Origin of the sequence: Mesoflavibacter sp., assembly GCF_964226795.1 — a bacterium.
GTDB lineage: Bacteria > Bacteroidota > Bacteroidia > Flavobacteriales > Flavobacteriaceae > Mesoflavibacter > Mesoflavibacter zeaxanthinifaciens.
In genome coordinates, this window is sequence record NZ_CAXQQP010000007.1 from 131,734 (window position 1) to 151,988 (window position 20,255).

The window sequence follows — 20,255 nt, forward strand, 5'->3', positions numbered from 1 at the left end:
AAATGTTACATTTTTTGAAATAAAAAAACCTCAAATCAATTAGTTTTGAGGTTTTTATAGATTTGGTTTAAAGAGATTTTAATGTATTTCTTTAAGCTTTGATATCATATTTTTAGATTTTTTTATCATGGATTCTAACTCATTAGTTTTTCCAGAAATAGTGAAATTAACATTATCAATAACATTTTCATTAAACATTACTTTCTTATTGTAATTAAAGCTAAGTTCAATTACATCTTCGGGACTATTATTTTTGAAAATTGTTTTTAAAGCGTCCCAATCAAATTTGGTTAATTCTTCTAAATTTTCAGCGTTAACCGTTAAATTAGATGTGTGAGTTTTGTCTTCATTATATTTTTTATCAGAATAACTAACGTTAGATACTACGGTTTTATTTGTTGTTTTAATATCATTGTCATTTATATGTACTGTAGATACATTGTTGATTCTACTTGAAGATATATTTAAGTTTTTATTCTCTTTTAAAAGTTTAATAGCTTTATCAGAAGTTATTTTTTCATTGTTGTAATAAAAAGTAGCACCTTTTTTAGCCATTTCAACAACTGTGTCTAAAGGCGATTTTGGTTTTGGTGGTGCAGGTGGTTTTGGTACCTCTTTTAAATTTTTTGACTTTGATGGCGTTGGTATTTTTGTAGGTTTACCATCTATAATTTTATATTTTTTATAATATTCTTCTCTTTCTTTTTTATATTTTTCTTTTTGCTCTTTAGTAGCATTATGTGCTATTGGAGGCGGCGGTAACGGAATTGTCTTTTTATTGTTTTTACTTGGTTGATTTTTTATAATTACTATCATAGAAGGCACTTTACTACCATCTTCAAGTTTAATATCAAAGTAAGTTATGTATGAATCGTTATTTGCAGATTCTAAATTTTTTATCGCTTCTTCGTTAAGCATATCACCTTCAACTTTTACTGTTGGTTTTCCGGGTACTTTAAACTTAAAATTTAATACCTCCTTTTCTGTTGTTACAGCAACTTGACTTGCTTGTATCAATTTTTTATTGGCGTAAATAGGGTCACCTTTAAAAACGGACATACCTAACATTGGGTACTGTTTGTCTTGTGTAGTTTTTTTCTTTTCTATAACATTGAAAGAGTAATCTTTGTTTGGAGAAACTTTATGGGTTTGCTCGTTAATTTTTATTCCGTTGCTTAATTCTATCGATTTACATAAACCTTCTAATGCTTTAGTTACTTTTTCTAAAATAGAGTAATCTAAACTTTTACCTTTTGAATTTATTTGTAATTCAACATCTTTTTTTCCAAATAAGTTTATGAAATCTGATCTCAAATTTTCTAAACTAGTCGACTTACCATTTAGTTTAAGAGATAATGGATTTTGATTGATTGTTAGAGTTGGTGTTTTAATTAAATTTTCATTAGCATTAGATGCAATATTAATTTTTGGCTTAACACTTTTTTCAACCTCTTTAGTTTGACTAAAACTAAATAAAAGCAATGCCAATACAGGTAGTAGTAATAGACTTCTAAGCCATTTTGTTCTTTGTGTTGTTTGTGTGTTCATAATTGTTAAACGTTTTTTGATTGATGAATAATTGATAGCATTAACCAATGCTAACTCTTTTTGGTTTGATGAGAACCTTAACAAGAGATTTTGATAATCTTTTAAGTTGAAACCACTTTTTAAAACTTGTTGATCAGCTAAAAATTCGTGGTTAAGTTTAATGTCTTTTTTTATAAAATAGAGTAGTGGATTAAACCAAAAAATAACCTGTAAGATTTCTAAAAACAAAATGTCTAAACTATGTTTTTGTTTAGCATGTGCTTGTTCGTGTAATAAAACTTCTTGTGGAATATCGTTATTTTCAAAAGCAGATTTATTAAGAAAAATATAGTTGAAAAATGTATGCGGAATAACTAATTTTTCAATTAAAACATTTATAAATACATGGGTTTTTACCTTTTGATGTGTTCTAATTTTAGATGAAATCTTAAATAGATTTAAAATAAATCGCGTTGAAAATATAATAACACCAATAGCATAAATTGTCCATAAAAGTGTCGGTAAAAATGTATTGGGTTGTTCTTCTGTAATTGTAGGTAATTCTGCAGGAAAATATGGCGGTGTTGTCATACTTTCTGGATCGTAAACACCAAAATCTAAAGTTGGTTCTACATATTTAATAAATGTAATAAAAGGTATGATTGCCGATGTTAAAAGCGCAGCTAACAAATAAAACCTTTTAAAATGATGATGGTTTAACGGCTCTAAAACTATTTTGTAGAATAGCATTAAAATAGCCAAACATGCCGATGATTTTAATAGCAGAATACCCATGATTATTTGTTTTTAATTTGGTTGTCTATAATAGCGCGTAGTTCTTCTAATTCTTCTTTTGTTAAATCTGTTTCTTGAGTAAAAAACGAAGCAAATTGCGTACTACTGTTATTAAAAAAGTTTTTAATCAAACCATTTACATGCTTAGAAAAATAGTCTTTCTTTTTAACTAAAGGATAGTATTGTCTTGAGTTTCCAAATTTATTATAAGCCACAAAACCTTTGTCTGTCATACGTTTTAAAAGCGTCGCAACTGTTGTGTTTGCTGGTTTTGGTTCTGGATAAGCGTCTAGCAAGTCTTTCATAAAACCTTTTTCTAATTGCCATAAATAACTCATTAATTCTTCTTCAGATTTTGATAACTGCATGTTCTATGTTTTTAGAATAACCTCTACAAATGTAGAATATAAAAATGAATTCTACAAATGTAGAACGAATTTTGAGTAAAAATATTTTATGTCTTTCGTGTTCTAAGACTTTCTATGATGACTGTAGAAAGGATTAATAATCCGCCAAAAAAGGTGTTCCAAGTCGGGATTTCGTTTAAGAAAAAGTAAGCAATAATAATCCCGAAAATAGGTTGCGTACTACCAATAATACTTGCAGTACTCACTTTAAAATGATTTAAACTTTGCACAAATAAAGTATGTCCTAAAGCTGTAGTGACTAACGCTAAAATAATCACATAAGGATATTGAGTCACCATATTAGAGCTGTCTAAGAAAATTAATACAGGCGATAACATTATACCCATAATTAGTAATTGATAAAACATTAAATGACTACCGTGATAAGTAGTTACATACTGTTTCATTATTAAAATTCGAAGCGCATAACACAAAGCAGAAACCAATCCGAAGAATATGCCTATAAATGCGTCGTTTTCAAAGTCTATTTCTGGAGATAAAATATAAATGCCTAAAAGTACCATTGCACCAAGTATAAGGTGCATGATATCAAATTTAGTTTTAGAAAATAATGGCTCTAAAAGTGCTGTAATTATCGGGAATGTAAATAGTGATAACATACCAATTGCAACACTAGATTTTTGCAGTGCAATAAAGTAAGTAATCCAATGTAATGCCATAAAGATGGATGCAATTATAAAACCACCTAAATCTTTTTTTGAAAGAATGTTTAATTTGATGTTTTTATACTTGCAATAACCCAATAAAATAAGCATTGCCAAAATGCTTCGCCACCAAATTGTTACTGGAGCAGGCATATCTATGTATCTACCTAAAGCACCAGACGTACTTATTAAAAAAGTAGCAAAAGTAAGTTCTAAAACATGCTTAAAATGTTGGTCTTTCACTTTGGGTTAGTTGTGTTAGCGATTGTAATGACATCCTTAATTTTGCTGCCATATATGGCAAAATTAAGATATAATGAAAAGCGCGACCACCTTTTGCCATTAGAAGCAAAAGGTGGAAACACCCAAATTTTATTTATGTAGTTCTGTAAAATATTGATAGAAATACGGAATAGTTTCTATGCCTTTTAGATAATTCCACACGCCAAAATGTTCGTTTGGACTATGTATTGCGTCGCTATCAAGACCAAAGCCCATTAAAATGGTTTTGCTTTTTAGTTGCTCTTCAAAAAGTGAAACAATAGGAATACTTCCACCACTACGTTGTGGTATAGGTGTTTTTCCAAAAGTTTTTTCGTAAGCTTTACTTGCAGCTTGATAACCAACACTATCTATTGGCGTTACGTAACCTTGTCCGCCATGATGTGGTTTTACAAGTACCTTTACACCTTCTGGAGCAATGTTTTCAAAATGCGTTTTAAATAGTTGGGTGATCTCTTCCCAATCTTGATTTGGTACTAATCGCATTGATATTTTTGCATAAGCCTTGCTTGCAATAACGGTTTTTGCACCTTCGCCAATGTATCCGCCCCAAATTCCGTTAACGTCTAAAGTTGGTCTAATGCTGTTACGTTCGTTAGTTGTGTAGCCAGCTTCACCATAAACAGCATCAATGTCTAAAGATTTTTTATAAGCGTCTAAAGAAAAAGGTGCTTTTGCCATTTGCGCACGTTCTTCTTGGCTTAACTCTTCAACTTTATCATAAAAACCAGGAATGGTAATGTGATTATTTTCGTCATGAAGCGAAGCAATCATTTTTGTTAATACATTTATTGGATTGGCAACTGCACCACCATATAAACCAGAATGTAAATCGCGATTTGGACCAGTGACTTCAACTTCTACGTAACTTAAACCACGTAAACCAGTTGTAATTGAAGGTACATCTTTAGCAATCATGCCAGTGTCTGAAATTAAGATCACATCGTTAGCTAATTTTTCGCGGTTTTCTTTAACAAACTTTCCAAGATTAACGCTACCAACTTCTTCTTCACCTTCGATCATAAATTTAACATTACACGGTAAACAATTATTTTTGGTCATAAACTCCATTGCTTTGACGTGCATGTACATTTGTCCCTTGTCATCACAAGCACCACGTGCAAAAATTGCACCTTCAGGATGTAAGTCTGTAGGTTTTATTACAGGCTCAAAAGGTGGCGAATGCCATAAATCTAGAGGATCTGGTGGTTGTACATCGTAATGACCGTAAACTAAAACGGTTGGTAAATTTTTATCAATTATTTTATCTGCATAGACAATAGGATAACCATCGGTTGGGCAGATTTCTACGTTGTCACAACCTGCTTTTTTTAAACTTTCTGCTACAGCATCTGCAGTATTAAAGGTATGTTCTTTGTAAGCAGAATCTGCACTAATAGAAGGAATTTTTAAGAGTTCTATCAGCTCGTCAATAAAGCGTTGTTTGTTGTCTTTGACGTATGTTGAAATGTTTTGCATAAGAGAATTTTATGATTTATGTAAAAGTACAAAAAGCAAATCAAAAAAATCTGCTATTAACTTGTTTGTAAATTGAAACTATTGATTATATTTGCAATCCGAAATTAACGGAAACAAGTTGCAGGCGTGGTGGAATTGGTAGACACGCTAGACTTAGGATCTAGTGCCGCAAGGTGTGAGAGTTCGAGTCTCTCCGCCTGTACAGAGTAAAAAAGCTAACTTATTCAGTTAGCTTTTTTTTGTTTTAAATCATTATAAAAAAAGGATTTAATCTAATTAGATTAAAGCCTTTTTTAAAAGCAAATTTCTATTCTGACTAATTAATAATTAATTTTTGAGTTGAAGATTGACCATTTTCATTTTCAAGTTGAATTAAATATAACCCTTCCGAAATACCTTCAACATTAAAAGTATGTCCTTTTTCAAAATCACCATTAAACGATTTTATTTCTTTTCCAGAAACATCAATAATCGATACGTTGTTAAGTTTAATATTTACCGAGAATGTTGTTTTAGTTGGATTAGGATATAGTTTAATAGAATCTTCTACATTAAAACTTGTAGTGCTTAAACTTTGAGGAGCAGCATTACCAAAAATTCTAAATTCACCAGCAGGAATATTAATTGTTGCAGCTGTGTTTGTTACATTAATTGATGTTGAGTTGGTTTCATCCATTAAATCATACCATGTTCCCGTATAAGGGAAATCTGGTACAATGTTTTGAGCTGTTAAATCAAAGTTTGCTAAAATCACAACATTTTTTAATTCAGTTGCAGGAATGGCGTCATTCCAGATAAAAATACGAGGTGTTAAATCTCCAGAGTCAATAGAGTAGTCCCCTTCAAAAACATCTTCGTTAATTTTTAAATCATTCAATCTAGACCAATCGTTAAAAACTTGACTTCTATTTGGGTCATTTGTCCAGTTGTTTACCCATTGTGGTTGTGGTTTTGTGGATAATTTACAATCACCATCATTATTACCGTCATAATCAGTATTTACAACACCGTTGTCGCAAGTCCAAATAGAAATATCCATTCCTAACTCTGCAAAATGCCATAACATTTTTGGACCAGGAATCATAATTGAAGTTGCTCCAATTGTAGACATTCTTGTTAAAGCGGTATTTAAATCTGTAATATCGTAACTACCATTACTGGCACCAAATGTTACCATCTCGTACATTACACGGTCTTTATCATGACTTTCTGGATAACCTAAAGCTCTTTTCATTGTAAACCCATGTTCATTACTTCCCATACCGCTAATATTTGCAGCACTACCATTACCAAGGTTTTTGTAATCGTTCCACATTTCTTTCCACATCATTACACCTTTAGGAATAGTTTCTCCAATACGGTAATTGGCCCATTGTTGCTCTTCTGAATCTGATCCTAAATGCTCAAAAATGGCATAGTGATAAGGATCAAGTGACCAAGAATAATCAACATATTCTCTTAGAACATCAACACGATCTTGTTGGTAGCTGTTTGTACAACCTTCATCTCCAGATGTACAATTTTGAGTAAACCCTTTAGTTAAATCCCAACGAAAACCATCTATATGAAACTCTTCAATCCAATGTTTAATAACACTTTTTGTATAATCTTTTGTTCTTGGATTAGAGTGATCAAAATCATATCCAACATTATAAGTATGTGTAGGTGTTACATTAAAATATGGGTTTTGACTATTTGGCTCGCCCCAACCATCTCCATCAGGATCATTCATCCACATGCGTACCATTGGATTACGACCAAAAGCATGGTTTAAAGCTAAGTCTAAAATTACAGCAATTCCATTTTGATGACAGACATCAATTAACTCTTTTAACTTATCTTCTGTTCCGTAAAATTTATCTAACGCTCTATGAAATGACGTATTGTATCCCCAACTTTCATTGCCTTCAAACTCCATAACAGGCATCAACTCGATAGCATTAATGTTTAAACTTTTAAAATAGTCTATTTTATCTATGACATCTTGATAATTTCTATCTGCGTCAAAGTCCCTAACCAAAAGTTCGTAAACAATTAAGTCTTCTTTTTTTGGTTTAGTAAAGTTTGTGACTTGCCAGTTATATGGTGTTTGAGCTGTTTGTAAAACAGTAACTTCGCGTTCTTGACCTGCAGGATATGTTGGTAAGTTTGGGTATGATGCAGCAGGAATCCAAGGATCATCAAAAGGTGATAAAACTAATGTTGAATAAGGATCTGCAGTTTTTACTAATGATGGTGAATTTGCAGGTGGAGTTTTATCTACTACCCAATATTGATAAGTCTCAATTTGTCCAGGTGTTAATCCTGTAAGTGTGATCCAAAACTTATTATTACGAGTTGGATCAACCTTCATGGCATAATTAGAATCTGGTTGCCAATTATTAAAACTTCCAGCCAAGTACACAAAGTCCTTACCTGTTGCATATAAAACTAGTACAGCTTCTGTATCACTTAGATAAGTTATTCCGTCTTGATAATTTGTAGGCATTACTTCATAGACTGTTCCTGGATCTACAATAGCTGAAAATTCTTTAAAAATAGTTGTTCCGTTTAAAGTAACTTCTAAAACATAATTTTGATTATTAGTTATGTTTGTTTGTGTATAGTTATATGTAGAAACACTATTTTGAGTATTTATTATATTTCCATTAGATTTTAAAACATAATCTGCAGGACCGCCAATATTTGATGCGCTTACGGAAAAATTATTTCCTGAATTAATTATAGTTGTAGAGTCTTCTGCAGGAGAGCTTAAGCTAACTTGAAAAGTCCCAACATCAAAAAAGAAATCAGAACAACCTGAAGCTTTTAATTCTTGAGTGCCGTCTGCATTTCTAAAAACCATTCCCATTTTTATGGCATTTTGTGCCTGAGTTGTAGAAAGATTATAATAAGTTTCAGGCACAAAAGTGATGCTCCATGTGCCATTACCATTGTTTGTCATTTCACCAATTCCATCATCTTGTCCCCAATTTCCAACTACATTAAATCCCCAAGGGTCATTGTCGTCTCCAATACCAGAGTGTAGGTAAACTTTTGATGGGTTATTAATTCCGTTACAATCTGTTGCAGAGCTATTAATATCTACTGTTATTGTAATAGATTGATCGACTTCAAAAGGATTTGGTGTTATTGTAACTTGTCCCAATGATATTATTGAAAACAACATCAAAAATAAAAGCGTAATTCTTTTCATATTTAAATTTTTTATTTTGAAAAAAAGGCTGACTAAAACTAGTCAGCCTTTTCAATTTATATAATAGCTAGTTATTTAGATAAAATTAATTAACTTGATTTAATTCGTAAGTTAGATTAACTGTATCAAAAGATATTCTATAATTTCCTGCAGTTACAGCAATATTGTCTCCGCCATCAACTAAAGTTCCTGAAGTACCACCATAGTTGGTTCCCCAATCTTCATTAGCTCTGAATTTAATTTCACCATCAATTATAGGTACAATTTCAGCAACCCAAACTCCATTACTTAAAGGCGTAAAAGAAAAATCAGGAGTTGCTCCCCAATCGTTATATCCAGAACCTACTACACCGTAGATGTCTGTAGCTTCCATAGTGTATGTACCATTGTTGAAATCTAAAGTTATTGCATAAAAACCAGCTGTAACAACTAAGTTATCTCCGCCAGCATCTAATGTACCATCTACACCAGTATCACCAAAGTTTTCAGCCCAATCATTATTTTTTCTAAACTTAATTTCACCATCAATTAGCTTAACTCCAACTTTGAAAGTATCAGTAACGTAATCGTATGTAAATTTAGCATCAGGAGTTGCTCCCCAATCATTATAACCAGAACCAACAATACCCCAAGAGTATTCTTCCATTGTATATGTGTTTGTAGAAAGATCTAGTGTGATTTTATAAGTTCCTGCTGTAACAGGTATGTTGGCTCCTCCTGCTTCTAAAGTTCCGTCTGCACCATCGTCTCCAAAGTCATTAACCCATTCGTTATTTTCTCTAAACTTGATTTCACCATCTACTAAAGTTACATAAGATACATATACATCTGCTTGGTCTGTTGTGTAAAAAGGTGCATCTGCAAATGCGCCCCAATTATTGTAACCAGAACCAACAATTCCCCACGTAGAAGGTTCTATCCCTGATCCGCCACCAGTTTGAGCTTCTAATAGCGTTACTGTTATAGATTGAGTTTCAGTAAATGATTCTGTTGTAGAAATCGCATCACCAACATAAGCTCTTATTCTAAAGTTTAACATTCCTGAGTCTGGTGCAGTAATACCATACTCTTCTGCTAAAGTTTTTAAAGTTCCAATAGTAACCTCTATTTGATTGTTATTGTTGTTTGATAATGTAGGAACTACAGTTGCGTCTGTGAAGTCGCCTAATATAGAAGATTGTAATTCGTAAGATACGTTAGTTTGAACATCAAAATCTGCTGGGTTGAAAGAAAATATTGCACCAATATTGTCATCAGTACTATTTTCGGCTGGTAAAATGTACTCTGACAAGAATGTGTTAGTGAATTCAAATTCTCCTTGAGGAGCTGCAACAAATTCTAAACTATCATCTTCTTCACAAGAAGTAAAGCTTAAGAATAATGTCAAAAATAAAGCTGATATTTTTATAAAATTTTTCATTGTTTCAATTTTTAATTAGTAACCAGGGTTTTGTTGTAAATTAGGATTAGCGTCTAAAGCAGATTGAGGTATAGGGAATAATCTATAAGAATCGGGTATTGATGTACCGTTTAAGGTGTTACCTTTCCAAGGCCATAAGTAGCTTCCACCTGTAAACATACCAAATCTAATAAGGTCAGTTCTTCTATGTCCTTCTAGGTTTAATTCTCTAGCTCTTTCGTCTATAATAAAGTCTAATGTTAAATCTGACATATTTATTAAATCTGCATTAGCTCTATCTCTAACTAAATTAACATATGTTAAGGCATCATTCATGTTTGTGTTAGAAGCGCCTCTTAAAGCACATTCTGCATACATTAAATATACATCTGCAAGTCTATAAAGAGGGAAATCTGTTCCTGAGAATGAAGTTCCTGTTGTAGGTGTTTCGTTAAAATCGTTGTTTCTAAACTTAATTGAAGGATAGCCATCTGTCCATTCTCTGTAATCTGTCATTGTGTAATTGTGACCATCCGTCCAGAATAAACTTGCTCTAACATCATTAGATGTGTTTAAATCTCCAAATAGACCATACCAAGCTTCTGTTGCCCTGTGACCTTGCCAACCTTCGGCAGCGCCAAATTCTAAGATAGGAATAGTATCAGGACTTAAACTACCATTTACGATGTATGTAGTGTTACCAAAGCTTTGACTATTTACTGCGTCTGCAATTAGAGGATAAATAATTTCATTAGAAACATTATTGTCTCCAGAGAAATTTTGAACAAAATTTTCTTCTAATTGATAACCACCTTCATTTATTATTTTATTGATATAAGTTGCTGCTTCTGTATACATTGCTGTTCCTGTATATACTTCGGCGTTAATGTATAGTTTAGCTAATAACATATCTACTACGTATGTGTTAGCTCTACCGTAACCATTGTCGTTTCCAATAGTTGGTTCTATATCTAATAACTCAGATTCAACAAAGTTGAATAATTCTTGTCTAGAAGCTTCTGGTAAGAAATCTGATGATCCAGAGTTTTCTTCAGTAACTAAAACTCCTTTTCCAAATGTATCTATTAAATAGTAGTAAGCTAAAGCTCTTAAAAATCGTACTTCGCTTTGTATAGACTCAGGTATATCTACACCTGCGTTTGGTAATACTGTTAGAAGATTATTACATTGTGGTATTGTGTAATATGCACGATTATATAAATATCTAAAAAATTTGTTGTTACTAGTCCATTGCGATGTTGTGGTTAATTGGTCTAAACCATCATCTCCCCAACGGTTTTTCATTCCGTCTGCTGTAAAATCTTGTAAGTTGATAATACCTCTTAAAAAAGGAGATTCTCCAGCATCGTCAGATACGTCCGAACTTCCTGGTCCGTTAGGTCCGGATAAAGCAAAAGAAGCATAAAGTCTAGATAATAAACCTTCTATTGCATTTGGGTCTTGATCTAAAAGCTGTTGTAGAGTAAGCTCTACTTTTGGTTCTGTGTCTAGATCGTTAACACATGACGTAATCGTTACAAATAACGCCAATCCAAAAAATGTTAATATTAATTTTTTCATAGTCATAATTTTAAAAATCTAAGTTTACACCAAATGTATAAGCTGTTGGTCTTGGGTAAAACGCACCATCTATTCCTCCAAATTGTTCAGGATCTTGTCCATCGTAATTGGTTATAATAAAAGGATTGTTAACCGATGCGTAAAGCCTCATGTTTGTATTTTTAATAAAATTGTTAGGTAAACTATAGCCAACAACAATATTTTCACATCTCATAAACGCTGCGTCTTGTAAGAAATAATCTGAGAATTGAATATTTCCGTTTGCATCTTGAAATACAGGATTAGCAGCACCGTTATAAAAGTTTAATACATTTGATATACTAGTGTTGTTATTAGGAGCTGCACTTTCAGTATAACCAAAACGTAAAGCATTTAAGTCATAAACTTTACCATCTAACTGACCTCTAAAAGTTGTACCAAAATCCCAGTTTTTATAGTTAAAGTTAAGTCCAAAACCAAAATTCCAGTTTGGTCTAAGAGGTGTATAATATTTGTCTTCTTCAGTTATTTGGTTATCTCCATTTAAATCTACAAAAGCATTAGGTATTGGGTTACCGTCTGTATCATATACTTGCTTAAATACACCAGCTTGATAAGGTTCTTCTCCAACTAAATTGAATAACAAGTTAGATCCTGTACCTAATAATTGTCCACCAATATTAAGTCTATTAACTCCCCCTAAATCAGTAACCTCTGTTTTTGCATAAGATAAATTACCATTAATACTTAAGCCAATATCTTCTTTCTGGATAGCATTTAAGTTTAAACTAAGTTCAAAACCTTCACTATCTGTACTTCCAACATTTTTAATAAAGCTATCTGTTAAAGATTGACCTGGTGGTAAACTTACTCTTGATAATAAATCTGTAGTTTCTCTTTTAAAGACATCAAAACTACCAGTTATTAATCTGTTATTAAAGAAAGCAAAATCAATACCAGCATTTAATGTTGTTGTTTTCTCCCAAGTTAACCCAGTTTGAAATGCGTTTGCTGAATATAAGTTGTACCCAGGTAAGTATTGACTGTTTTGACTACCAACAGAAAACAATGGACTTGTTGGGTAGAATCCAGAAACGCCAGTAATATTTTGTTGTCCTGTTTTACCCCATCCTAACCTTAGCTTAAGATCGTCTACAAATTCTACATTTTTTAAGAAGTTTTCTTCTTTTACTTTCCAAGCAAGAGCTGCAGAAGGGAATAATCCCCAAACGTTATCTCCCCAAATGTCATCAAATACAAATAGAGAAGATGCGTCTGCTCTTAAAGATAATGTTAAAAGGTATTTGTCCTTAATATTAATGTTTGATCTTGCAAAAAATGATTGTAAGTTTTGAGTGTTATAATATCTGTTGTTTGGATTGTTTGGGTTTAATACTAAATATCTTTCTCCAATAGCTACACCATATTGATCAACTTCTTCTTGAGTAGATGCGTAGTTATAAGTGTCATTATTACCATCGTTTTTAAAATTTTGGTAAGCGTATCCAAGTTGGACATCGTAATTATTAATAAACGAATTTTCTAGGTTTTTTGCATATTTTAAATAAGCATCAAAAGTTGTATTAGTTATATGTTGTCTTTCAGCATAATTTAATCCAGGATTAAATACGCCTTGACCATTTTCATCTAACTTATAAGTAGCTAAAGCACCTTCGCCAAAAGTCTCTCTAATTTTAGATCTTGAGGCATCCAAACCAACATTAACTACAGCTTTTAACTCAGGTAAAAAAGGCATAGTGTAATCAAACTCTATGTTTCCTAAAAATCTAAATGCTTTTTCAGGTCTTTCACGTTGCTCAAGTAACGCTAGAGGATTGTATTGTCCATCAATTAGATTAGGGTTTGTAGCGTTTAAGTTAGTATAAAACCCGTTAAATATACCTGAAGTATTATAAATTGGTTTTGTTGGGTCAAATACTAATGCGCCACCTAAAGCTCCACCAGCATCTGTTGCATTTTTCTCTGCCCAAGTTAGTTTTGCATTGGTATCAATTTTTAAATTATCGTCTAAAAGTTGAGGTGATAATTTAAATGAAGCGCTAAATCTTTCGTAATCATCTGTTCTTACAACACCTTGTGCGTTGTTGTAACCTATTGAAGCTCTAAAAGGTGTGTTTTCTCCTAGATTAGCTCTAGCAGAAAAGTTAGTGTTAGATGTAAATGCTGTTCTAATAATAGCGTCTCTCCAGTTAGTGTCATAAATAGCTCTATCTCCATCAGGAGTATTTAAGATATAACTAACAGGTTCGTTTGTTGTAACAGAACCAACTGGTACACCAAGACTGCCTACTAAATCTGGATGATACTCTTGTATAAATCTTACATAACTATCACTATCCATCATATCTATACCTTCTCCAGCGCTACTAGCAGTTACTGTAGTAGAGAAGTTAAATTGTGGTGCTCCAGAAGTTCCTCTTTTTGTAGTAATAATAATTACACCGTTAGAGGCACGAGAACCGTAAATTGCTGTAGCAGATGCATCTTTTAATATCGTGAAGCTTTCTACATCATTAGGATTTACTAATGATAAAGGGTTGCTTACACCTGCTGGATTTTGTGTACCTACAGGTATTCCGTCAATTACTATTAATGGACTACTATCTGCATTTAAAGAGGCGCCACCTCTAATTCTAATATTAGGAGCAGAATCTGGTGATCCACCACTATCTGTAATTCTTACACCTGCTGCTTTACCTTGAAGTAATTGATCCGTAGATTGAATGGCTCCTTTGTTAAAATCGTCAGAAGAAACTACATCTACAGATCCAGTTAAATCTTCTTTTTTAACACTACCATACCCTATAATTACAACTTCGTCTAATTGGGCAGAGTCTTCTACTAAAGCCACGTTAATTTTGTCTTGACCATTATATGTTACTTCTTGAGTAATAAATCCCACGTAAGAAAAAACTAAAACTTCTCCTTGATTAACTTGTAGGCTATAATTACCATCAAAATCTGTAACAGTACCCTTAGTTGTGTTTTTTACTAAAACATTAACTGTTGGTAATGGTAATGAGGTTGCTTGCTCTGTAACTGAACCAGTTACTGTGTTCTGAGCCATTATTAAAGATGGTATCAGAATAAACGCAAACAACAACCCTTTAAAAATTGTTTTCATACAATTGCTATTAAATTATTTTATTAGTCTATTTTTAAGTATATTTTTACTTCTCGTTATAAAACTATGTAAAATTTATGTTAAATTGACGTAACTCCTTTGTTAACAGGTTACTCAAACGTTTTCGTGTTGAAAACTTTTGGTTATTTGACAAAATAGACCATAAAATTTTGCAAAAATCACATTTAGAGCGTGTTTTAAATTGCATCTTCTTAATTTAGAGTAGATAGTTTATTAAATTCTCAATACAAAAACAACTAAAACAAATTGATTAACAGTATCTAAGATGAAAAAAAAGGTAACATTAAAGCAAATAGCAAAAGAATTAGATGTATCTATATCTACAGTGTCTAAAGCATTAAAAAACAGTATTGAGATAAGTGAGGATACAAGACAAAAAGTGCAAGCTTTTGCTAAACTCTACAATTATAGACCTAATAATATTGCTTTAAGTTTAAAAAATAGAAAAACAAAAACTATAGGTGTGATTATACCAGAGATTGTTCATCACTTTTTCTCAAAAGTAATAAGCGGTATAGAAAAAGAAGCATTAAGTAGAGGTTATAATGTTATTGTTGGTTTATCTAACGAGTCTTTTTCTAACGAAGTAATAAATATGGAGATGTTGGCTAATGGAAGTATAGATGGATTTATACTTTCTGTGTCAAAAGAAACAATGTTACTTCAAGATTACCATCATTTAACTGAAACTATTAATCAAGGTATGCCAGTAGTGATGTTTGATCGTGTGATAAATGAAATTAATTGTGATAAAGTAATCGTAGATGATTTTGAAGGCGCAGTAAAAGCTACTAATAAACTTATTGAAAATGGTTGTAAAAAGATTGGTTTAATTACAACAAAGGATTATATAAATGTTGGAAAATTAAGAACCCAAGGGTATTTAAAAGCGTTAGAAGATCATGAGATTTTTCCAGAAGCAGACTTTATCTTAAAAGTAGATGACGAAAAACTTTCAGAAGAAAATCTTGAAAGTTTGGAGAAAGAAATAGAAAGCTTTTTTAAAGCAAACAAAAATCTAGATGGAATAGTTGCAGTTAACGAAATCTATGCAATTACTGCGATGAAAGTTGCTAGAAAGTTAAAAATAAAAATACCTGAAAGTCTTCAAGTAATTGGTTTTACAGATGGTGTATTGTCTAAGCACGCTGTGCCAAGTTTAACAACGGTTAGTCAGCACGCAAGCCAAATGGGAGAAAAAGCAGCAGAACTTTTAATTAATAATCTAGAGAGAGAAGACGAAGAAGAGGTATACGAAACCTTTACAATTCAAACAGATTTAATAGAACGAGAATCTACAAAATAAGATTTTTAACATATAATCTTAAAATGTTTTTTATCTTTACGGCAATCAAAACTTATATTTTTACTTCTCACCTTTAAGTTTTGATAGGTTTTTTCAGCTTATCAAATAGTATAAATTTAATAATACTATAAATGAAAAAACAGAAGTTAGGATTTTGGGAAATCTGGAACATGAGTTTTGGTTTTCTCGGGATTCAATTTGGATTTGCCTTACAAGGCGGATTTATGTCTAGAATATTTCAAACACTAGGAGCAAGTAAAGACGAAATCCCTTTGCTTTGGATTGCAGCACCATTAACAGGGTTAATAGTACAGCCAATTGTCGGGTATTTAAGTGATAAGACTTGGCATCCAAAATTAGGAAGACGTAGACCTTACTTTTTAATAGGAGCAATACTAAGCTCTTTAGCATTATTTTTTGTGCCATATTCTCCTGCGCTTTGGGTAGCAGCTGGTTTTTTATGGGTTTTAGATGCCTCAATTAATGTGTCTATGGAACCATTTAGAGCTTTAGTTGCAGATAAATTACCAAATTCACAAAGATCTTATGGTTTTGTGGTACAAACATTAATAATTGGTATAGGTACTTGGATAGCTAGTAACCTACCATGGATGGTATCTCAGTTTGGTGTTAGCGATTCTGCAGACTCTGGTGTCATTACAGACACTGTAAAAGTGGCTTTTGCAATAGGAGCTTTTGTGTTTTTAATTAGTGTATTATATACAATTTTTACAACTACAGAATATCCACCAGAGGATATGGAAGAGTTTAAACGTGAAAAAGCTCAAAAAAGCAACTTTATAAAAGACATAACAAACAATATTGGAAGTATGCCAACCACCATGAAAAAACTTGGAGTTATTCAATTCTTTTCTTGGTTTGCATTTTTTACAATGTGGAGTTTAGCTAACCCAGCACTTACAGAACATGTCTTTCATACTCCAGCACCATTAGAAACTGCTTTTGATATGGCAGACAGCGCACAAAAACTAGCTTTTGATACAGCAAACACAGCATTTCAAAAATCTTCAAATTTAGTAGGTTCAGCGATGGGTATTTATGGCTTGTCATCTATGGCGTTTGCTTTACTACTAACTTTTTATACTTCCAAAAGAAGAATTAATAGAAAATTTGTACACATGGGTTCTTTAATATTAGGAGGTGTAGGTTTTTTAATGATGAATATAGCAACTCCTGAAACCCTAAAATACTGCTTTATTCTTATAGGTTTTGCATGGGGAAGTATTCTTTCAATGCCATATGCTATGTTATCTAGTAGTGTAGACCCTAAGAAAATGGGAGTAATCATGGGGATATTTAACATGTTTATTGTAATTCCTCAAATTATTGCCGCACTTGGTGGTATTAATTTTATCTCAGGATTGTTAGGTGAAGAAGCAATAAATGCTATGACAGTTGCAGGTATAAGTTTAGTAATCGCTGGACTTTGTAATCTGTTAATTACAAACAAAAATGCAATTACATATCAAATAGAAGACAATTAAAATGAATAAAAAAGGCTTTATATTCGATTTAGATGGTGTTATCGTAGACACAGCAAAATATCACTTTTTAGCTTGGCAAAAACTAGCAAAAAGTATTGGTATCGATTTTTCACACGAACAAAACGAACAACTTAAAGGTGTAAGCAGAGTTAAATCTCTTGAAAAAATCTTAGAATGGGGAAATAAAACCATTTCCGAAGACAAATTTAATGCCTTAATGGCTTCAAAAAATGATGATTATTTAAGCTTTATAGCAAAAATGAATCATGAAGAAATTCTTCCCGATGTACCAAAAGTTTTAAACTATTTAAAAGAACAAAATCAACCTATTTCTTTAGGATCGGCAAGTAAAAATGCACGTCAAATTCTTGAAAAGGTAGATTTACTAAATCAGTTTGATGCAATCGTAGATGGTAATGACGTAAGCAAAGCAAAACCAGATCCAGAAGTATTTTTAATTGCAGCAAAATTATTAAACGTAAACCCAGAAGATTGTATTGTTTTTGAAGATTCGGTTGCAGGTGTTCAAGCTGCAAATACAGCAAATATGATTTCTATAGGTATAGGGGAAGAAAACGTATTACATGAAGCAGATTATGTCTTTTCAAATTTTACAGAAATAGACACTGCATTTATAGATAAATTAATAAAAAGATAAATTATTCATTAACAATGAATCAAGATTATATACAACCAAACAATTGGTCAATTATAGAAGAAGGATTTGACGTAGATCGCGTAAAATCTTCAGAAAGTTTATTTAGCATCGGTAATGGCGCAATGGGTCAACGTGCTAATTTTGAAGAGCAATACTCAGGACCAACCTTTCAAGGTAGTTATATTGCTGGCGTGTATTATCCAGATAAAACTCGTGTTGGTTGGTGGAAAAACGGATATCCAGAATACTTCGCTAAAGTACTTAACGCACCTAGTTGGATTGGTATTAACGTGACAATTAATGGAGAAGCTTTAGACCTTTATAAAGCAAAAAGCGTAGACAACTTTCGTAGAGAATTAAATATGAAAGAAGGCTGGCTATCTAGAAGTTTTGAGGCAACACTTCAAAATGATTTAAAGGTAGAAGTCAACATCGTTCGTTTTTTAAGTTTAGATTTAGATGAAGTTGGTGCGATAAAATTCAACATAAAACCATTAAACGGAAGCGCAGCTATTCAGTTTAAACCTTATATAGATAGCGGTATTACTAACGAAGATTCTAATTGGGATGATAAGTTTTGGAATACCATAAATGTTGAAGTTATAAACGATCAAGCATTTATAGAAGCGCATACCATGAAAACTAATTTTCATACCTGCACCTTTATGCAGTCTCACGCGTTTATAAATGATGAAAAGCAAGATATTGCGCCAGAAGCAACTTCAACAGAACAAACAATTGCATTTTCATATAATGTAGAAGTTGATCAAAATCAAACTGCAAGTTTAGTAAAGTTTGGTGGTTATACCGTAGATAGAAATTATGAGAAGGATCAATTAATAGAGGCAGCAAAAACAGTATTGTCAAAAGCTAACACAAAAGGTTTTGATTCACTTTTAGAAGACCAAAAACAAGCTTGGGCAGAGATTTGGAAGATGTCAGATATTACTATAGATGGTGATGTAAAAGCACAACAAGGTATTAGATTTAATATCTTTCAACTTAATCAAACCTATTTAGGGAAAGACTCTAGATTAAACATTGGTCCAAAAGGGTTTACTGGCGAAAAATATGGCGGTAGTACCTATTGGGATACAGAAGCGTATTGTATTCCTTTTTACATGGCAACCAAAGACCAAAAAGTAGCTCGTAACTTATTGCAATACCGTTATAATCACTTAGATAAAGCTATAGAAAACGCGCAAAAATTAGGGTTTAATAATGGAGCAGCACTTTACCCAATGGTAACCATGAATGGTGAAGAATGCCATAACGAATGGGAAATTACCTTTGAAGAAATACATCGTAATGGTGCAATAGCTTTTGCCATATTTAATTATTACCGTTATACAGGCGATTATAGCTACATTCCAGAAATGGGATTAGAAGTACTTATTGGTATAGCTAGATTCTGGCAACAACGTGCAACATTTTCTTCAGACAAAAATAAATACGTTATTTTAGGAGTTACTGGTCCAAACGAATACGAAAACAATGTAAACAATAACTGGTACACTAATTATATAGCAAAATGGTGTATAGATTACGCTTTACAAAATATTGAAAAAGTAAAAGAAGAATTTACTTCAGATTACAACAGGATTATGGACAAAGTTTCTTTATCTTTTAAAGAAATGGAAACTTGGCAAGATGTTGCAAAAAACATGTATTTTCCTTTTTCCGAAAAACATAATGTTTACCTGCAGCAAGATGGCTTTTTAGATAAAGAGTTAATCACGGTTGAAGATTTAGAAAAATCACAAAGACCAATTAATCAAAAATGGAGTTGGGATCGTATTTTACGTTCTCCTTATATCAAACAAGCGGATACATTACAAGGGTTTTACTTCTTCGAGGATCATTTTACAGATGAAGAATTAAAACGTCATTTTGATTTTTATGAGCCATTTACAGTACACGAAAGCTCACTATCGCCATGTGTGCACAGTATTCAGGCAGCAAAATTAAATCAAATGGAGCAAGCTTATGCATTTTACTTACGTACATCACGTTTAGATCTTGACGATTATAATAAAGAAGTAGAAGAAGGATTACATATTACCAGTATGGCTGGTACATGGATGAGTATAGTTGAAGGTTTTGGAGGTATGCGAGTTAAAGACAATAAACTTCATTTTGAACCAAAAATCCCAAAAGAATGGGATGCATATTCATTTAAAGTAAACTTTAGAGATACAATTGTTAAGGTTACTATTTCTCAAAATGAATCTAATTTTGAATTAATTTCAGGACAACCTTTAGATATAATAGTAAACAATCAAGCTAAAACTGTACAATAAACATCATTAT

Annotated in this window: 12 protein-coding genes and 1 tRNA gene; 5 read left to right on the plus strand and 8 right to left on the minus strand. The window is 32.2% G+C overall.

Features of this window, described 5'->3' with window-relative positions; translation table 11 throughout:
- Nucleotides 1-78: 78 nt before the first annotated feature.
- From ACEQT4_RS05860 to ACEQT4_RS05875, 4 genes are all read right to left on the minus strand, one after another.
- Nucleotides 79-2,322 (minus strand): M56 family metallopeptidase, encoded by a 2,244-nt coding sequence (locus ACEQT4_RS05860; RefSeq protein WP_370226505.1) that lies wholly within the window; start codon nt 2,320-2,322, stop codon nt 79-81.
- 2 nt (nt 2,323-2,324) lie between these two features.
- On the minus strand, nt 2,325-2,690 hold the full coding sequence (locus ACEQT4_RS05865) for a BlaI/MecI/CopY family transcriptional regulator (protein ID WP_027880948.1): 366 nt from the start codon (nt 2,688-2,690) through the stop codon (nt 2,325-2,327).
- A gap of 86 nt (nt 2,691-2,776) precedes the next feature.
- Nucleotides 2,777-3,637: a DMT family transporter gene (locus tag ACEQT4_RS05870; protein WP_370226506.1), complete on the minus strand. Its 861-nt coding sequence runs from the start codon at nt 3,635-3,637 to the stop codon at nt 2,777-2,779.
- A gap of 129 nt (nt 3,638-3,766) precedes the next feature.
- A complete protein-coding gene (locus tag ACEQT4_RS05875; protein WP_370226507.1) occupies nt 3,767-5,155 on the minus strand; it encodes a dipeptidase in 1,389 nt (462 codons plus the stop codon).
- 120 nt (nt 5,156-5,275) lie between these two features.
- On the opposite strand from ACEQT4_RS05875, the gene ACEQT4_RS05880 reads away from it, so the two are divergent.
- A tRNA-Leu gene (locus tag ACEQT4_RS05880) sits at nt 5,276-5,357 on the plus strand.
- Nucleotides 5,358-5,471: 114 nt separating this feature from the next.
- On the opposite strand, the gene ACEQT4_RS05885 is transcribed toward ACEQT4_RS05880, so the two are convergent.
- The 4 genes from ACEQT4_RS05885 to ACEQT4_RS05900 all read right to left on the minus strand — a co-directional run bounded on the left by ACEQT4_RS05885 (nt 5,472) and on the right by ACEQT4_RS05900 (nt 14,455).
- Nucleotides 5,472-8,351 carry an alpha-amylase family glycosyl hydrolase gene (locus tag ACEQT4_RS05885; RefSeq protein ID WP_370226509.1) on the minus strand — a complete coding sequence of 960 codons (2,880 nt, stop codon included), beginning with the start codon at nt 8,349-8,351 and terminating at the stop codon, nt 5,472-5,474.
- An 85-nt stretch (nt 8,352-8,436) separates the two neighbouring features.
- Nucleotides 8,437-9,771: a SusE domain-containing protein gene (locus ACEQT4_RS05890; RefSeq protein WP_304141156.1), complete on the minus strand. Its 1,335-nt coding sequence runs from the start codon at nt 9,769-9,771 to the stop codon at nt 8,437-8,439.
- Nucleotides 9,772-9,786: 15 nt separating this feature from the next.
- Nucleotides 9,787-11,331 carry a RagB/SusD family nutrient uptake outer membrane protein gene (locus tag ACEQT4_RS05895; RefSeq protein ID WP_106679893.1) on the minus strand — a complete coding sequence of 515 codons (1,545 nt, stop codon included), beginning with the start codon at nt 11,329-11,331 and terminating at the stop codon, nt 9,787-9,789.
- 10 nt (nt 11,332-11,341) lie between these two features.
- Complete coding sequence (locus ACEQT4_RS05900; RefSeq protein ID WP_370226510.1) at nt 11,342-14,455, minus strand: SusC/RagA family TonB-linked outer membrane protein; 3,114 nt, start codon at nt 14,453-14,455, stop codon at nt 11,342-11,344.
- A gap of 286 nt (nt 14,456-14,741) precedes the next feature.
- Between ACEQT4_RS05900 and ACEQT4_RS05905 the strand changes: the two genes are divergently transcribed.
- The 4 genes from ACEQT4_RS05905 to ACEQT4_RS05920 all read left to right on the plus strand — a co-directional run bounded on the left by ACEQT4_RS05905 (nt 14,742) and on the right by ACEQT4_RS05920 (nt 20,245).
- Nucleotides 14,742-15,782 carry a LacI family DNA-binding transcriptional regulator gene (locus ACEQT4_RS05905; RefSeq protein WP_370226512.1) on the plus strand — a complete coding sequence of 347 codons (1,041 nt, stop codon included), beginning with the start codon at nt 14,742-14,744 and terminating at the stop codon, nt 15,780-15,782.
- 131 nt (nt 15,783-15,913) lie between these two features.
- Nucleotides 15,914-17,287 (plus strand): MFS transporter, encoded by a 1,374-nt coding sequence (locus tag ACEQT4_RS05910; RefSeq protein WP_370226513.1) that lies wholly within the window; start codon nt 15,914-15,916, stop codon nt 17,285-17,287.
- Between the two features lies 1 nt (nt 17,288).
- Nucleotides 17,289-17,945 (plus strand): beta-phosphoglucomutase, encoded by a 657-nt coding sequence (gene pgmB / locus ACEQT4_RS05915; RefSeq protein ID WP_370226514.1) that lies wholly within the window; start codon nt 17,289-17,291, stop codon nt 17,943-17,945.
- A gap of 14 nt (nt 17,946-17,959) precedes the next feature.
- Nucleotides 17,960-20,245, plus strand: a complete 2,286-nt coding sequence (locus ACEQT4_RS05920; protein ID WP_370226516.1) for a glycoside hydrolase family 65 protein — start codon at nt 17,960-17,962, stop codon at nt 20,243-20,245.
- The last annotated feature ends 10 nt before the right edge of the window (nt 20,246-20,255 follow it).

What these genes read in the sequence shown, in the direction of transcription:
- ACEQT4_RS05860 (WP_370226505.1), bottom strand. Translation starts at nt 2,322, where the DNA reads ATGGGTATTCTGCTATTAAAATCATCGGCATGTTTGGCTATTTTAATG.
- ACEQT4_RS05865 (WP_027880948.1), bottom strand. Translation starts at nt 2,690, where the DNA reads ATGCAGTTATCAAAATCTGAAGAAGAATTAATGAGTTATTTATGGCAA.
- ACEQT4_RS05875 (WP_370226507.1), bottom strand. Translation starts at nt 5,155, where the DNA reads ATGCAAAACATTTCAACATACGTCAAAGACAACAAACAACGCTTTATT.
- ACEQT4_RS05885 (WP_370226509.1), bottom strand. Translation starts at nt 8,351, where the DNA reads ATGAAAAGAATTACGCTTTTATTTTTGATGTTGTTTTCAATAATATCA.
- ACEQT4_RS05890 (WP_304141156.1), bottom strand. Translation starts at nt 9,771, where the DNA reads ATGAAAAATTTTATAAAAATATCAGCTTTATTTTTGACATTATTCTTA.
- ACEQT4_RS05895 (WP_106679893.1), bottom strand. Translation starts at nt 11,331, where the DNA reads ATGAAAAAATTAATATTAACATTTTTTGGATTGGCGTTATTTGTAACG.
- ACEQT4_RS05900 (WP_370226510.1), bottom strand. Translation starts at nt 14,455, where the DNA reads ATGAAAACAATTTTTAAAGGGTTGTTGTTTGCGTTTATTCTGATACCA.
- ACEQT4_RS05905 (WP_370226512.1), top strand. Translation starts at nt 14,742, where the DNA reads ATGAAAAAAAAGGTAACATTAAAGCAAATAGCAAAAGAATTAGATGTA.
- ACEQT4_RS05910 (WP_370226513.1), top strand. Translation starts at nt 15,914, where the DNA reads ATGAAAAAACAGAAGTTAGGATTTTGGGAAATCTGGAACATGAGTTTT.
- pgmB (WP_370226514.1), top strand. Translation starts at nt 17,289, where the DNA reads ATGAATAAAAAAGGCTTTATATTCGATTTAGATGGTGTTATCGTAGAC.
- ACEQT4_RS05920 (WP_370226516.1), top strand. Translation starts at nt 17,960, where the DNA reads ATGAATCAAGATTATATACAACCAAACAATTGGTCAATTATAGAAGAA.